The 13,265-nt window shown below is 67.8% G+C and carries 25 protein-coding genes and 1 pseudogene; 19 read left to right on the forward strand and 7 right to left on the reverse strand.

Annotation, left to right across the window (positions count from 1 at the left end):
* Positions 1 to 85 precede the first annotated feature (85 nt).
* The 9 genes and pseudogenes from QQK49_RS23505 to QQK49_RS21920 form a co-directional block, all read left to right on the forward strand.
* Positions 86 to 283: pseudogene (locus QQK49_RS23505) on the forward strand (AAA family ATPase); the annotation flags it as partial.
* A gap of 186 nt (positions 284 to 469) precedes the next feature.
* On the forward strand, positions 470 to 1,288 hold the full coding sequence (locus QQK49_RS21885; protein ID WP_284306068.1) for an AAA family ATPase: 819 nt from the start codon (positions 470 to 472) through the stop codon (positions 1,286 to 1,288).
* Positions 1,289 to 1,536: 248 nt separating this feature from the next.
* A complete protein-coding gene (locus QQK49_RS21890) occupies positions 1,537 to 1,953 on the forward strand; it encodes a hypothetical protein (RefSeq protein WP_251204914.1) in 417 nt (138 codons plus the stop codon).
* A 49-nt stretch (positions 1,954 to 2,002) separates the two neighbouring features.
* On the forward strand, positions 2,003 to 2,263 hold the full coding sequence (locus QQK49_RS21895; protein ID WP_005053822.1) for a hypothetical protein: 261 nt from the start codon (positions 2,003 to 2,005) through the stop codon (positions 2,261 to 2,263).
* Positions 2,264 to 2,310: 47 nt separating this feature from the next.
* The gene (locus QQK49_RS21900) at positions 2,311 to 2,694 is read left to right on the forward strand and encodes a single-stranded DNA-binding protein (RefSeq protein ID WP_284306057.1); all 384 of its coding nucleotides are present in this window, start codon (positions 2,311 to 2,313) and stop codon (positions 2,692 to 2,694) included.
* Positions 2,695 to 2,942: 248 nt separating this feature from the next.
* Complete coding sequence (locus QQK49_RS21905; RefSeq protein ID WP_071644694.1) at positions 2,943 to 3,740, forward strand: ParA family protein; 798 nt, start codon at positions 2,943 to 2,945, stop codon at positions 3,738 to 3,740.
* 88 nt (positions 3,741 to 3,828) lie between these two features.
* Positions 3,829 to 4,140 carry a ParB family protein gene (locus QQK49_RS21910; RefSeq protein WP_284306058.1) on the forward strand — a complete coding sequence of 104 codons (312 nt, stop codon included), beginning with the start codon at positions 3,829 to 3,831 and terminating at the stop codon, positions 4,138 to 4,140.
* 5 nt (positions 4,141 to 4,145) lie between these two features.
* Entirely contained in the window at positions 4,146 to 4,670 is a 525-nt protein-coding gene (locus tag QQK49_RS21915; protein WP_348536278.1) for a DUF6611 family protein, read from the forward strand.
* Between the two features lie 4 nt (positions 4,671 to 4,674).
* Positions 4,675 to 5,139: a hypothetical protein gene (locus tag QQK49_RS21920; RefSeq protein WP_251204918.1), complete on the forward strand. Its 465-nt coding sequence runs from the start codon at positions 4,675 to 4,677 to the stop codon at positions 5,137 to 5,139.
* 2 nt (positions 5,140 to 5,141) lie between these two features.
* Here QQK49_RS21920 and QQK49_RS21925 read toward each other — a convergent pair whose 3' ends face one another.
* Complete coding sequence (locus QQK49_RS21925; RefSeq protein WP_251204919.1) at positions 5,142 to 5,420, reverse strand: hypothetical protein; 279 nt, start codon at positions 5,418 to 5,420, stop codon at positions 5,142 to 5,144.
* Positions 5,421 to 5,574: 154 nt separating this feature from the next.
* On the opposite strand from QQK49_RS21925, the gene QQK49_RS21930 reads away from it, so the two are divergent.
* On the forward strand, positions 5,575 to 5,865 hold the full coding sequence (locus QQK49_RS21930) for a hypothetical protein (RefSeq protein WP_284306060.1): 291 nt from the start codon (positions 5,575 to 5,577) through the stop codon (positions 5,863 to 5,865).
* 64 nt (positions 5,866 to 5,929) lie between these two features.
* Positions 5,930 to 6,133, forward strand: coding sequence for a hypothetical protein (locus tag QQK49_RS21935; protein WP_005053843.1), 204 nt, complete (start codon positions 5,930 to 5,932; stop codon positions 6,131 to 6,133).
* On the opposite strand, the gene QQK49_RS21940 is transcribed toward QQK49_RS21935, so the two are convergent.
* The 4 genes from QQK49_RS21940 to QQK49_RS21955 are packed head-to-tail and all read right to left on the reverse strand — an operon-like array spanning position 6,130 to position 7,543.
* The gene (locus QQK49_RS21940) at positions 6,130 to 6,327 is read right to left on the reverse strand and encodes a hypothetical protein (protein ID WP_005053846.1); all 198 of its coding nucleotides are present in this window, start codon (positions 6,325 to 6,327) and stop codon (positions 6,130 to 6,132) included. The genes QQK49_RS21935 and QQK49_RS21940 overlap by 4 nt on opposite strands.
* Positions 6,328 to 6,342: 15 nt before the next feature.
* Positions 6,343 to 6,663, reverse strand: a complete 321-nt coding sequence (locus tag QQK49_RS21945; RefSeq protein ID WP_019160223.1) for a DMT family transporter — start codon at positions 6,661 to 6,663, stop codon at positions 6,343 to 6,345.
* The gene (locus QQK49_RS21950) at positions 6,663 to 7,010 is read right to left on the reverse strand and encodes a DMT family transporter (RefSeq protein ID WP_005053852.1); all 348 of its coding nucleotides are present in this window, start codon (positions 7,008 to 7,010) and stop codon (positions 6,663 to 6,665) included. The genes QQK49_RS21945 and QQK49_RS21950 overlap by 1 nt, the downstream gene beginning before the upstream one ends.
* 2 nt (positions 7,011 to 7,012) lie before the next feature.
* The gene (locus QQK49_RS21955) at positions 7,013 to 7,543 is read right to left on the reverse strand and encodes a TetR/AcrR family transcriptional regulator (protein WP_019174037.1); all 531 of its coding nucleotides are present in this window, start codon (positions 7,541 to 7,543) and stop codon (positions 7,013 to 7,015) included.
* Between the two features lie 239 nt (positions 7,544 to 7,782).
* Between QQK49_RS21955 and QQK49_RS21960 the strand changes: the two genes are divergently transcribed.
* The 4 genes from QQK49_RS21960 to QQK49_RS21975 are packed head-to-tail and all read left to right on the forward strand — an operon-like array spanning position 7,783 to position 9,783.
* Positions 7,783 to 8,025 carry an antitoxin VbhA family protein gene (locus QQK49_RS21960; protein ID WP_005053860.1) on the forward strand — a complete coding sequence of 81 codons (243 nt, stop codon included), beginning with the start codon at positions 7,783 to 7,785 and terminating at the stop codon, positions 8,023 to 8,025.
* A 1-nt stretch (position 8,026) separates the two neighbouring features.
* The gene (locus QQK49_RS21965) at positions 8,027 to 8,854 is read left to right on the forward strand and encodes a Fic/DOC family protein (protein ID WP_175988846.1); all 828 of its coding nucleotides are present in this window, start codon (positions 8,027 to 8,029) and stop codon (positions 8,852 to 8,854) included.
* A gap of 12 nt (positions 8,855 to 8,866) precedes the next feature.
* Entirely contained in the window at positions 8,867 to 9,199 is a 333-nt protein-coding gene (locus QQK49_RS21970) for a hypothetical protein (protein ID WP_175988848.1), read from the forward strand.
* Positions 9,196 to 9,783, forward strand: coding sequence for a recombinase family protein (locus QQK49_RS21975; protein WP_175988850.1), 588 nt, complete (start codon positions 9,196 to 9,198; stop codon positions 9,781 to 9,783). The genes QQK49_RS21970 and QQK49_RS21975 overlap by 4 nt, the downstream gene beginning before the upstream one ends.
* Here the strand turns inward: QQK49_RS21975 and QQK49_RS21980 are convergent.
* Both QQK49_RS21980 and QQK49_RS21985 read right to left on the reverse strand, forming a co-directional pair.
* Positions 9,764 to 10,012: a helix-turn-helix domain-containing protein gene (locus tag QQK49_RS21980; RefSeq protein ID WP_175988852.1), complete on the reverse strand. Its 249-nt coding sequence runs from the start codon at positions 10,010 to 10,012 to the stop codon at positions 9,764 to 9,766. The two genes, QQK49_RS21975 and QQK49_RS21980, sit on opposite strands and share 20 nt — an antisense overlap.
* A 474-nt stretch (positions 10,013 to 10,486) precedes the next feature.
* A complete protein-coding gene (locus tag QQK49_RS21985; protein WP_284306061.1) occupies positions 10,487 to 10,747 on the reverse strand; it encodes a hypothetical protein in 261 nt (86 codons plus the stop codon).
* A gap of 122 nt (positions 10,748 to 10,869) precedes the next feature.
* Here QQK49_RS21985 and QQK49_RS21990 point away from each other — a divergent pair, with 122 nt between their 5' ends.
* From QQK49_RS21990 to QQK49_RS22005, 4 genes are read left to right on the forward strand one after another with little or no spacing between them, the layout of a single operon-like run.
* Positions 10,870 to 11,754: a hypothetical protein gene (locus tag QQK49_RS21990; protein WP_284306062.1), complete on the forward strand. Its 885-nt coding sequence runs from the start codon at positions 10,870 to 10,872 to the stop codon at positions 11,752 to 11,754.
* A 14-nt stretch (positions 11,755 to 11,768) separates the two neighbouring features.
* A complete protein-coding gene (locus QQK49_RS21995; protein WP_005053879.1) occupies positions 11,769 to 12,611 on the forward strand; it encodes a hypothetical protein in 843 nt (280 codons plus the stop codon).
* Positions 12,608 to 13,069 carry a hypothetical protein gene (locus QQK49_RS22000; protein WP_005053881.1) on the forward strand — a complete coding sequence of 154 codons (462 nt, stop codon included), beginning with the start codon at positions 12,608 to 12,610 and terminating at the stop codon, positions 13,067 to 13,069. The genes QQK49_RS21995 and QQK49_RS22000 overlap by 4 nt, the downstream gene beginning before the upstream one ends.
* Complete coding sequence (locus tag QQK49_RS22005; RefSeq protein WP_175988855.1) at positions 13,066 to 13,224, forward strand: hypothetical protein; 159 nt, start codon at positions 13,066 to 13,068, stop codon at positions 13,222 to 13,224. The genes QQK49_RS22000 and QQK49_RS22005 overlap by 4 nt, the downstream gene beginning before the upstream one ends.
* The last annotated feature ends 41 nt before the right edge of the window (positions 13,225 to 13,265 follow it).

Raw genomic sequence — 13,265 nt, forward strand, 5'->3', positions numbered from 1 at the left:
CGTAGGGCAGGGACTCCACGCGCTCGCGGGCAGCTCCATACGCACTGGACGACTTGCCCGCGGACTCGTGGAGAGCAACGTGAAGCAGCTCCTGGACGCTGGCCGGCTCACCGACGCCCAGGGCCGCACCGTGGACTTCTCGAACACGGTCGTGATCATGACCAGCAACGTGGGCGCCGAGCGCATCCTGGCGGCCACCCAGGCCGGCCGCTCCATGGAGGACCTACGCGAGACCCTCATGAACCTGCTCGGCCAGTCCTTCCGGCCCGAGTTCCAACCAAGAGCACCACGACCAGAAGGTCAGCCTCAAGGAGATCCAGGCCGCGCGCAACGCCCGCCGCCGGGCGCTGCGAGCCGGCATCAACGAACGCATCGCCCTCGTGGCCGCACCTACCGAGACGCCACGGATCACCGAAGCACCGGCTCCGGCGCCGAGGTCGGCGTTGAAGATCTACAAGGAGGACCTCAGGTGAGCCAGCGCTTCATCGTCACCAAGGAGCACCGCCGCTTCACCGAGTTCGCCGACGCCGTGCGCCGCGGGCACACCATCGGTTTGTGCTTCGGATCAGCCAGCGTAGGAAAGACACTCTCCGCGCGCCGCTACGCACACTACGAGAAGGCTCATGACCTGCTGACCTATTGGGGGCCGCGCTCCGACAACGACGCCAAGATCTACGCCGCCTTGAACCGGAGCCGCACCGTGCTCTACACCCCCAGCGTGCTGACCACCCCGCGGACCCTGAAGGACGAGCTGACCCAAGCCATCACCCGCACCAACATGTGCATCGAGCAGCACCTCGTACCTCCCGGCACGGCCACTCCCGAGGCCTGGGGATGGCGACACGGCAGGAACTACGTGGAGCTGATCATCGTCGACGAGGCCGAACGACTGCGTCCCGCCGCTCTGGAACTGCTGCGCGATCGCTACGACCGCGACGACATCGCCCTGATCCTGATCGGCATGCCCGGCCTGGAGAAGCAGTTCAGCCACTACCCCCAGTTCTACAGCCGAGTCGGCTTCGCCCACCAGTACCGGCCCCTGGGACAAGACGAACTGCTGTTCGTCCTCGAGCGACACTGGCGATCCCTCGGCAAGACCCTCGACCCCGACGACTTCACCGACGCCCAAGCCATCGCAGCCATCGCACGGATCACCCGCGGCAACTTCCGGCTCCTCGAACGCCTCTTCCCCCAGATCCAGCGGGTCCTGAAGATCAACGAACTCGACACCATCACCAACGACGTCATCGAAGCCGCACAGAGCACCCTGGTCATCGGTGTCACCTGACCCCGCCACGAAGCGACCGAAGAACCCCGCCATTCAGCAGACGAAGTCACACCCGGGGGTTGCATCTCTGATGTCCGTTGGGGGTGGGGTACACCGTGGCCCCCGTTGTCGTCGTCGACGATGACGATCATTGGTGCGACCTCCGACCCGACCACATCGAGCGGGTAGCCGCTCACTTTGCCGCCTGACACCCGTAGTAAATAACTCTATTACCGCTTATACTGGTAATACCTACCCAAGGAGGAACCATGAACGCTCGCAAGCTGACCCCGTATGACCGAGGCACCCGCCTAGAGCCGCAGCTCTGGCCGCTCGGGGATGACCCCGACAGCTACGGCCGGGTCGACTTCGACAACGACGAATCGGCAACCGTGCTGACGGCCTACGTCGAGCGCGAGGGCGACGGCTACGCGATGCACGTCGCGGGGATGGCCGAGCCCCTGAGCCTGGTCGTCGACGGCGGCGGGCGCGTCGTCCCGGTCGACGCCGAGCTGTGCGCAGGCATCGACGAGCTGCTGGACACGGCCCGCCGAGGCCGCGAGGACTTCGAGCACCAGGCGAGCTACGGCGACTACACCGCCGAGGATCGCGCGGCCGCCGATCGCCGTTGGCTGCTGGCCCAGAAGGTGGCCGAGCTGCTGCGCGGAGAAGCCGAAAAGGCTTGACCATAATAGAGTCATTTACTACAATAGAGTTATTACCGAGGAGGACAGCATGACCACTCAGACCATCACCGTTACCCGGCTTGCCGATCTGCGATTCGGTGATCGGATCAAGAGCTGGGACGGCCGCCCCTACAACCCGCCCCGCCGCGTCGTGTCCGAGCTGGGGACGATTACCGCCGGTTCGCCCGTGCAGGGCGTCCGCTTGCAGAACCCCGACCCCACGAGCCCTATCGAGCTGGTGCTGTACCCGTCGCAGATGGACGGCCGCAGATTGGAGGTTGAGCGCGAAGCATTCGACCCGGCAGAATAACACTATTAGCGGCAACACCTGTAATACCGACCGAAGGAGAAGAACCCATGAGCTACATCACCCGCACCGGCAACCTGGCCGCGACGCCCACCCTCCGCGAGGGGGATAACGGCCCGTACGCCTACGCCCGCGTCCTCGTCAGCGACCGCATCCGCCAGGAGGACAACAGCTACACCGACGGTCCCACCGTCGCCTACGACGTCGCCGTGAGCGGCAACCAGGCCGTGAACCTCGTCGAGGTCGCGGAGCAGTCGGGCAACGTCCGCGTGACGTTCTCGGGCCGCTACCGCGTCACCGAGTACAAGGGCGAGCAGGGCACCCGCTTGCAGCACGAGGTCCGAGCCGATGAGGTCGCGGTCAGTCTGCGCGGGCAGAGCGTCCGCGTCGTCGGCAAGCCCACCGCCGACCAGGGCGACGACACCCCGTTCTGACCGACTGGGGGAGGGGCGGCCGCAGGGCTGCCCCTCCCCGTCGTGACGTCGAGAGAGAGGCACGCGAGCATGACCAAGACCGAATTCTGCCTGTGGGGCATCGCCGCGATTCTGGGCGTGTGCGCCGCGATCCTGTGGCTCGTGCAGCCGACCACGATCCCCGACGACTTCTGGCTGCGTCACTGAGCATCCCGCATCACCGTCAATAGCTGTATTAGAGTTGTTCCCGTCAACGGAGGTATTTTCTTATGACCGCTCGAATCCTCGCCCTCTGCAACCAGAAGGGCGGCGTCGGCAAGAGCACGACGTTATTCCAGCTCGCCCGCGCCGCGGTGCTCGCCGGTCGCCGCGTGCTGGCCGTCGACAACGACCCGCAGGGCAACCTCACGAGCAACATCACGGCCGAGGAGGTCGACGCCGAGCAGGCGGGCCTGGCCGACGTCCTGAGTACCCGCGCCGACGACACCATGCGCGACGTCATCGTGCCGGGACTGTGGCCCGGCCTCGACGTCGTGCCGACGTCCGGGGCCACGCTCGGGAACGTCCGGGACGAACTCGTCATAGCCGGCGCCGGCCGAGAGGTTCGGCTGCGCGAAGCGCTGGCCCAGGTGATCGAGGACTACGACCTGATCCTGATCGACTCCGCGCCATCCCTCGACCAGCTCACGATCAACGCCCTCACGGCCGCCGACGCGGCCGTGATCGTCACCCACACCAAGAAGTGGAGCCTTGACGGACTCGGGCAGCTCCTCGACACGATCGGCAACGTCCAGCGGTACTACAACCCCGGACTGAGCGTCGCCGGAATCATCGTCAACCAGCACGAAGAACGCACCGTCGGCGGGGCCGCCTGGCTCGACGAGCTCCGCGCGGCCGCCGAGGGCCGCGGGCTGCGCCTGATCGGTCGACCCATCCCCAAGCGCGTCGTGATCGCAGACGCCACCGAGGCCGCGCGCGGCCTCGACGAGTGGGGGAGTGCCGAGGCAACCGCGCTCGGAGCGATCTACGCCGAGCACCTGGCAGCTATCGAAGGAGATCCCTCATGAACCGTCCCACCCCCGCAAGTCGAGCCTGTCGAGCGCGAGCCCGTTCGATCACCCCACGGCCCCGGAGGCCGCCCAGGAGGCCCCCGCAGTGGCTCCCGCCTCCACTACGCCCGCCCCGGCGGCCAAGAGCGCCACAGAGCCGCTGAGCGCCGCTGAGAAGGGGGAGAAGCCCGGCAAGCCCCCGAAGATCACGATCTACCAGCACCCCGACGACTCCGCCCGGATGCGCGGCGCGATTGTTGCCTACATGCGCCACGTCGGCATGACCAACCTGTCGAAGTTCGCCAACGAGGCAATCATGGAGAAGGTCGAGCGACTGGAAACTCAGTACAACGAGGGGAAGCCGTTCGAGCCCGTCGGCCCGGGCGTGCTCACCGTCGGTCGACCGATGGGGGAGTGATGACCATGACCGCCAGGCGGCCGCTACGGCGTCCTCCGGTATCCGCAGCGCTGACGACCCGCACAGGGATTCAGGCACGCTGGGGATCGGTGAGCGTCACACCGGAGCACATCGCCAGGATGCAGGGTAGCTTGACGGCTGCCATCCACGTCTACCCGCCCGGTATGACCACCACAGCTCGCCGTCTCGTTCACTTGCGACAGCTCGTGAACTCGTGGAGCGGCGTCATCATGGGCACGCTGATCCTCGCCGCCGGTACCGCACTCGGCGGTTGGTGGCCCGGGACCGCGCTCGCACTGGCGCTGCTTGCGATCGGCTACGTCGCCCTCATGCTCGGCACTCGACGGGATGCCGCAAGGGTTCGTATCGTACGCGTTCACGCGCACCGCGGCGGAATGTCTGATACGAGTCTGTTCGAGGTTGTAGGCGCACAGTTGGATGCTCTCGACGGTGCCGATCTTTCGCCCGTCGAGTACGAGGCCGAGTGGTGGCGCATCTACGAAGCTCTCGACCGACCGATAGGGGAGTGATGACATGACGAGGCTGAACTATGCCGCTCGAGAAACCTTGCAGCTCGCAGGGCTGACCTCGCGCCAGTGGGCGCAGCGCCACGGCTATGCCTCCGCGGCCGAGTGGCGCGGCGATGAATGCGGATGCCCGGATGACCGATGCATCGGCTACCACCACGACGCCGAGGAAGAGTGCGGATGCCTCCCGGCCCTCATCAACGAGCTGCGCCGCGATGAGCGCAAGCTGGCCGACGCGCGCCCGGTGTGGGCCGCGCACGTGCGCGCTACCGAGAGCGGAACCCCCGAGGATCGCGCAGCAGCCGAGTTGCTTGTAGCCGCATGGGTCGAGGAGTACGCGGCGGGCGCGACCTGGCACGCGCTCAGCGACTCGCCCCGCGGCATCGTCTACCGCAACCAGTGGAACGACTCGACCTGGCTCCTCTACGACGCCGATCGCGACTCGATCGAGACGGCCGAAGTCACCAGGTAGGGCTACGGCGTCCGCTGCACTGGAGTCACCGCAGACGCCCAGACCCACGCGCGATACTCCGTCTCGCGGATCGAGAACACCACGCCGACGGCATCCGCCGTCCACCGCACCGCTACCGCGTCGACGAGCAGAGGCTTCGGCCCGAACCGCACCCAAGCTCGCACCGGCTTGGGTCGAGGGTCGATCGTCAACGGTTCGGAGTCCAGCCGCAGCTCCTCCGGCGTGAGCGACTGCAACGGGCCAGCACTCACGACCGTCTGTTCCAAGATGCGCTCATTCATCAGACGGTCGTAGTGATCCGCGTATCGCTTATTGCTCCCGATGGCCGACTCCTCCCCGGCCAGGATGAGACTACCGCTATTCGAACATGTGTTCGATGAAACCGCAGGCGCGCACCTAGTCGGGCCTGACCGAATGTCAGAGGATCGAGAGAGGATGGATCACATGAAGGACAAAGCGATCGACGAGCTGCCCCAGGGGCACCCCGCCTGGATTGCTGCCTACGCGGGAGTGGTGATCGGCGGGCTAGTAGTGCTCGGCTGGTTTCTCATTCGCCTGTTCGAGGCCGCCCACCAGGAGGGCCGGTTCCCGTCCCTGTTCGAGCTGCTGACGGTCGAGAACATCTTGATCGGGGCCGGCCTGTTCGCCGTCCCGATGATTGCCGGGCTGATCGTCGTGCAGCTCGTCGCGAGGGGCCGGAGGCGTCGCCACCTGATCGCGCGATAGCGATCCGCCCGCGCCGCGGTGCGGACGTGTCCGATACGCTCCCGGAAGCTCTGGGGGAGTTTCGATGACTGAGCGGGTGGCCGAACAAGTGCGGCGACTGCTGCACGAGCAGCCGGAGCTTGAAGTCGTGTTCACCGATGCGCTCACCGCCGACAGTTACCTCCACAGTGGGCGCAGCGGCCGCCCAGTGCTGTTCCTGCACACGGCGCACCGCCAGCTCGTTGACGAGCTGCGCGGCCGCGGTGATGACCCCGGCCGACCGCACTAGTCCAATGGGCGGGAGGCGTTGCGCAGCTCGTCGACGACTTCGCGATGCTGTGGGTGTACGAACAGGATGAGGGCCTGGCCGTGCGTGCTCAGAAGATGACTGTCGACGGTGATTGCGTCCACGAATCGGATGTCGACGGCAGGATCTTCCAGGAGGGCGCGGCGAATTGCCGCGAGGGTGCGAGCGACGGTCATGGCCGTGTCGGCAGGCTAGTGGGCCGCGCCGAGTTCGACGAGGAGGACGCCGCCGATGATGAGGGCGATGCCGAGCGCCATGACCCAGGTGAAGGGCTCTTTGAACAGGAACTTGCTGGCCACTGCGGTGAGGGCGACGCCGGAGGCGGCCCAGATGCCGTAGGCAACACCGATGCCGAGCCCGAGGGCAAGGACTTGGGTGAGGAAGAAGAACGCGCCGAGGTAGCCCACGACGACGGCGATGTAGAACAGTTTCCGTCCGCCGGTTGCCAGGCGCAGGGAGAGCGCCGCGCCGACTTCGAGGACGATCGCGAGGATGAGGAAGAGCCAGACCATCAGATGCTCGCCTCCCTCTTGCGCTGCGCCGCTTGCGATCCGAGTTCGACGGTGAGAACACCGCCGATGATCAACGCCAGGCCGAGGATCATCACGCCGGTCAAGGGCTGTCCGAACAGAAGTGCCGCCAGCACCGCCGTCAGGGCGACGCCCATCGCGCCCCAGATCCCGTACGCAACCCCGAGGGCCATCCCCTCGCGTAGAACGAGCGCGAGAAGCGTGAACGCGCCGACGTAGCCGATCGCGACGAGGATGTACCAGGCGGGGTGGTCCTGGCCGGCTTGGAGGGCGAGGGAGCCGGCGACTTCACTGATGATCGCGCCGGCAAGCAGGAGCCATTTCTTCATAGTCAGTCCTTCACGAGGTTGTGGGCGAAGGCGCGGAGCTGCGCCAGGTCGCCGGGGGTAGGAGGGGAGACGTTGGCGGCTTCGGCAAGCCACCCGCCGTCGGCCAGGAGGCGGGCGGCGAGCAACCGGGTGCGTTCGTCCGGGGCGACGTCATCGGGCACGACGAGCCAGGGCGCGAGACGTTCGGCCCAGCGCTGCGTGAGCGAGCGGCGCAGCTTCGGATCACTCATCGCCACCAGGTCGGTTTCATCGAAACCCCCGGACAGTGACCAGTCGACATACGCGCCGATGCGCGCGGCCGGCGCCGCGCCCTCCGGCGACGACCCGAGGCGTGCGACCAGCGCCTCTTCCCAGCGGTCCAAAACGGAGTCCACCAGGGCGAGCATGAGGGCTTCCTTCGTGGGGAAGTGATACATCACCCCCGGCTTGGTCAGCCCCACACTTCGGGCCACGGAATCCAGAGACACCGCCCGCCCCTCGTCGAGCTGAGAGAAGGCGGCCGCCAGGATCGCGGGGCGAGGATCGGTGCGCATGAGTGTAGGTTACCATTCGGAAGGTAACCAGGCCATCCAGCAGATTGCCGGCGCATAGGTTCATCACCGCGAGCCGAGTAGGCCGAAAACGATCGATTCCGGCACGGCCGCGAGCTGCACCGCGGCGACGTCGACACGCCGTGCCGAAACCCTGTGCCGAAACCCTCTTGTGCCGAAACATTCCATAGACCGTTTTCGGGAAAACCGGTAGACTGGTAGGACGACGAAGGGAGCCCATCGTGGCTGAGGCATTCACGGTCGAGCAGGAGTGGCCGGAGCTGTTCGCGCAGCTCGACGCGACGCAGCGCGACAGCGTGCGCCAGGCCCTCGCCGCCGGATGGCACGAGGGGTTCACCCCGACCCGCGAGGACGTCGAGAACGTGACCGACTACACCCGCGGGGCGATCGACCTCGCGGAGTACCGTCGACGCGGCCACGCTGCCGCTCGCCGCGCTGCCGGCGTCGTCGGCGCCGGCCGCTGACGTGGCATCCCAGTTCGATAGCTGGGAGTCGTACTTCTACCCCGACACGATCGACCCGCTGACGGGGATCGGGACGCTGCGCAACCTCTACGACGAGCGCGACGCACGGGTGCTGTCTCGGATGGAGTACACCGACACCACCGTGCGCGCCGTGCAGCTCGGTAACGGCGAGGTCGACGTGCCGCGCACGTTCGACGGGGAGCACCTACGCGCGATCCACCGGCACCTGTTCCAGGACGTCTACGAATGGGCGGGGGAGTACCGCACCGTGGAAATGTCGAAGGGTCCAGGGCGCGGCTTCGGTGAGGTCAAGACGGGCGAGGTCGACCGGTATCTGTCGGACGCCCGCCAGCTCGTGACGTCGACCGACTGGGCCAAGATCAGCCGCAACGATTTCGTGGCCACGGCCTCGACCGTGTTCGCCTACGTCAACCAGGCGCACCCGTTCCGCGAGGGCAACGGCCGCACGTCGAAGGTGTTCATGGCCCACGTGGCCGAGCAGTCGCCGTATCGGTTCGACTTCGCTCGCGTGAGCCCGGAGCAGTGGAACGCGGGATCGGCCATGAGCCGACCCGACATGTTCGCCTACGCTCCCGAGCCGGCCTCTCTCGTCCCGGTGTTCGCCGCGGTGACCGTCGAGCGCACCGCACCGCCGGCCGCCCCTGACAGGGCCGCTCAGGCACGCTCAGCGCTCAGCGCGTCCTATCCCCGTCCCGCGTCCGAGGCGACGAAGCAGACACCGCAGCAGGGCACACAGGCCCGGCCGCCGAGTGCCGGCTACCGCGGCCCTCAGATGCCGGGCCACGGCTCCAATGTCGGTCGCGATTGATAGAGAGATTCCATGTTCTTTGACTCGCTCGTCCCCAACCTCGTAACCGGGCTCGGAACGCTGTTCTTTGCCGTCGGCGTCGTCCTGCTGCTGACGCTCCGCGATCGGTTCGGAGCGACGCCGGCAGGTGCTCGCCGGCTCCTGTGGGCGATCGGGTTCTCTGAGCTGGGCGTGGTTCTGTGGATCGTCGCCCTGTGGCTCGACGGCACCGTCTGGCTTCCCGGTCGGATCATCGCCACGGTGGCCGTGACGGCGGGCGTCGCATTCGCCGTGTGGCGGTTGACGCGGTTCGTTCGTCAGCGTCGCGCACAGGCAGCTCAGGACGCTGAGCGGGCGCACCCGTGACGAACGTCGTCGGCTACGCGCGCGTGTCCAAGCGCGAGCAGAACCCCGCGGCCCAGGAGGCCGAGCTGCGCGCGGCCGGTGCTTCTCGAGTATTCGTTGACCACGGCGAGTCGAGCCGCATCGCAGACCGTCCGCAGTGGCTCGCCTGCCTCGACTACCTCCGCGAGGGCGACACCCTCCTGGTGCGCCGCCTCGATCGGCTCGGAGGGTCGGAGCGGATCATCATCGAGACGCTGCACGACCTCGACCGCCGAGGGGTGAACATCAAGAGCCTGACGGAACCGATGATCGACACCACAACACCGATGGGCCGCGCACTGTTCGGCATGGTCGCCGTGTTCGCGCAGCTCCGCGTCGACACGATCCGGGAGAACACCATGCGCGGCCTCGCTCACGCGAAGTCGCAGGGAAGGGTCGGTGGCCGGCCGTCGAAGATGACGCCGGAGAAGATCGCACAGGCGCATCGGATGCGCGCCGAGCATCGCAGCCTCGACCACATCGCCGCGGTGCTCAGCGTCGGCAAGTCGACCGTTGCCCGCGCCCTCAACAAGGCCGATCAGGAACTCACTCAGACGCAGCGGTAGCGCCGCCCTGGTCGGCGTGAAGCAGCACGCCGGGCGCGACGTCGAGAGCGCCGGCTATCGCGTTCAGCTCGTCGACCGTGAGGCCGCACGGCCTGGTCAGGTGCAGTCGCCGGGTGAGGGTGCGCAGCTTGATCCCGGTCGCGTCGGCCAACCACTCGACCGTCAGACCCCGAGTGTCGAGCACGCGCCGGATGCGCTGCGCGACCTGCACCGCGATTGATCGCGTCATCGGTCATCGTCCCCCAACTCACCCTCACGAGTGAGCGTGTCGATCACCGTTACGACGTCGCCCCCGGCACCGTCACGGATGCCGCGAGCCTATAGCCAGAGCGACCGTACTCGTAGAGCTGCTGGTCACGTTCACCCACATTTCGCATAAGCCGACCGCGCTCCTCATCCGACGTCGGCAGTGTCGTTGTCAGCGTTGCGAAACTCACGGGTCTACTCATCGTTCGATCCCAATCCCTTGTTGTGTGTCCGATGAAAGTAGGCAGTTCGGCGGTACGCCGAGGTGCCGGCTTTCTCGGAACACTTGCCGCCTTGCACGCAGCGGAGAGCCGGTCAAGGGGAGCCCGCAGGGCTCTCCCGAAGGGACGCGAAGCGCCCTTGACGGGATCGGGAGCGGAGTGCAACCCCGCAACGCGGGGACACACGAAAGCCCCACGCCGCAGAGCGGAACGTGGGGCCGAGAACGTGGGAGCGATCAGCCCTCCGTAGAAGGCTCCGACGACGCATCGTCAGCCGCCGCGGGTGCCGAGCTGGACGCAGGCTTGCGCGTCGATCGACGCCGGGTGCGCGCCTTCTTGTCGGGCTCCGCAAACCCGATCTTGCGCAGCTCGTCGGCCGACCATCCGGCGCTCAGCGCAGCCGAGTAGGCGCGCACGTCCTCCCGCTCCGCGGTCGCGATCCGCTCAGCGATCCGCGCCTGTAGGTCGGCCAGCTCGCGCGCCGTCTCGTCGCGCACATCGCTGAGCGACTGCCGCGCCTCCGCGACGGTACGAACCGCAGTCAGGCGGTCATCCTGTAGACGTCGCGCGCGCTCGATTGCTTCCTCTGGGCACGACGGACGTCATCACCGGCTACTCGGTGGCGAGCCGACCGGCCGACGGCGAGCGTCCGATTTGGTACGGCGGCGGCCAGATGGGCCGCGACCTCACCCTGCCGAGGCTCCGCGAGGGATGGCCCGACACACCCACCGGGGCGACCGACGCGGCCGCCGAGTGGCAGGCGGCGGGACGAGGCCGGCGGCCCGTTGCACCTGGTCGCGAAATGCGCGAACCGGACCCCGAGCTGTGGCAGCGCCACACCGAGGAAATCGGGCAGCTCCGCGAGCAGCTTAGGTCGATCCCGCTCGACGACCGCGACACCTGGTCGACGGTCGCACGTCAGACCGCGGCCGCGTTCGCAGCCTGGTCGAACGCCGTCGAGGAGACACCCGGCGACCTGGCCGAGGCATCCGACGCACTCGCCAAGTCGGCACAGACCTACCGTCGCCCGGTGAAGCCCCAGCGTGCCGGCCGGGTGGCAATGTCAGGTGCGACGATGCTCCTCGCCAGCGTCGCCCGAGGCGGCCAGGGAACAGCCGCACAGCTCGCCATGCTGCGCCAGCTCATGAACCTCTCCCAGGCCGTCTACGACGCCGCCAAGGCCGCAGGAGAAGCGCGGCAGGCAGCGAACGTCGAGGCCGCCGTGCGGGAGCGCGTGATGAACGTGCGGCGTCAGCTCGAAGCGGTGCCGGCCACCACAGCCGCGTCGACCACGACGGCCCCGACGTCGACCGCCACGGCGACCGCACCCACGATCGACCGCTCCGCGATCGTCGACGCATCCGTGCAGGAAGCGCTCGACAAGATGCAGCGCGCGGAGGAGAAGCGCAGCAACACCACCGGCTCGCCGGTTCCGCCCCAGGTGGAGCCCGCGCGGCCGCGCACCACGACGAAGCCGGGCGCAGATCGCGGCCCGGAGCGATGAGAAGGAGTCAGATCATGGCCGATGAGAGCGACGGCATCGAGGAAGCATTCGAAGGGCAGCTCCGCATCGCCGTCACCGCGGCGGGCCGCGTAGGCGAAGCGTTCGCCCGTGGCCGCGAGGAAGCGGCGCGACGAGCGCAGGCGCAGAGCGAGCAGGCGGCCCGCGAACTGTCGTCACGGTTCGAGGCAGAGAAGCGCGCAGCTCGCGTCGAGCTGGGTGGTGTGTACCGCTCCGATTGGTGGGACAAGGCGACGCCGCAGCAGATCGGCGGCGCACTCACCACGGCGCGCGCGTGGGGCACGGAAGACCCCGAGGCGCAGCGCGCGGAGGGCCGCATCCGCGACGAGCTCCGCACGCGCTACGGCGTCGACGTCGACAACACCGGCGCCGATCCCGCGGCCGTCCAGGCGGCCGTCGAGGCTGAGCAGCTGCGCCGGCAGTCCGACACCGAGCGTCAGCGCAGCGCCACCGAGCAGGCCGAAGCGGTCGCACTCTCGCGCCAGGCCGACGAAGCTGACCGCGCGGCCGAGGCGTCCCGCGACACCGCCGACACCACTCCCGACGAGGGAGAGCGCGAGCAGGCACAGGTGCAGGCCGAGCGCGAGCAGAACCGCGCCGAGGCCACCCGCGAGAAGGCCGAGCCGCTGTACGACTCGTCCGAGCGGCGCGAGCGCGACGCCGACAAGCTCGAACAGCGCGGCGTGGCCAAGGAGGCCGTCAGCGCGAAGATGGCCGCCGACGTCAGCCAGGGCAAGCCGGCCACCGAGGCGGTCAAGGCGCAGCAGCTACAGAGCACCAAGGCGCGGCCGAACCGGTCGCGCTCGTCGAAGGTGCAGCGCACTGAGATTGGTCGATGAGCGTCCGCGGGAGGCGCATCGCGCAGCTCGTTAGCGTCGGAGTCGTCGCGGCGGCCGTCGGGTTCGGCGCGCGTAGCCTCCTCCCACCGTTCGCGGACGACGCATTTTGGCGCGCGTTCTGGTCAGGCCCGCCGATGGCGGGCCTGTTCGCCATCGGCGCGGCCGCGGTCGCTTTCTACCCGGCCTACCGGTCGACACTGATCGCGCGCGAGAACGCCGCACGCGAGCAATGGTGGAAGCGGGCGGAATGGGCGCTCGGGCAAGCTGGTTCTGACAATCAGACTGACCGCGAAGTCGCGAACGACGCCCTGGTGGCGCTGTTCGACGAAGCGACCGAGACGGAGGGCAAGATGATCTACCGCACGATGCAGAACTTGCAGGACGCGAGCGGCGTAGACAGCGAGCCCGTATCGGCGGAAACTAGTAGTAGATGGAGGTGGCTACCGTGGGTGAAGTGACGAAGAAGGCAAGCAGCTTGCAGCGTCGGATCGCGGCTGGCAAAGCCGAGCCGATCAGCGATCGCGAGCGGGCGCAGCTCCAAGAACTCCGACAGGCCTACATTCGCCGGTTCGGGAAAGACCCCGACGCGCGGACCGTCGCCAAGACTGCCTGAGCAGCCGTCTAAGCGCACGAGAGAGGGACCGACCCACTGGG

It is taken from the genome of Mobilicoccus caccae (assembly GCF_030161635.1).
Taxonomy (GTDB): Bacteria; Actinomycetota; Actinomycetes; order Actinomycetales; family Dermatophilaceae; genus Mobilicoccus; species Mobilicoccus caccae.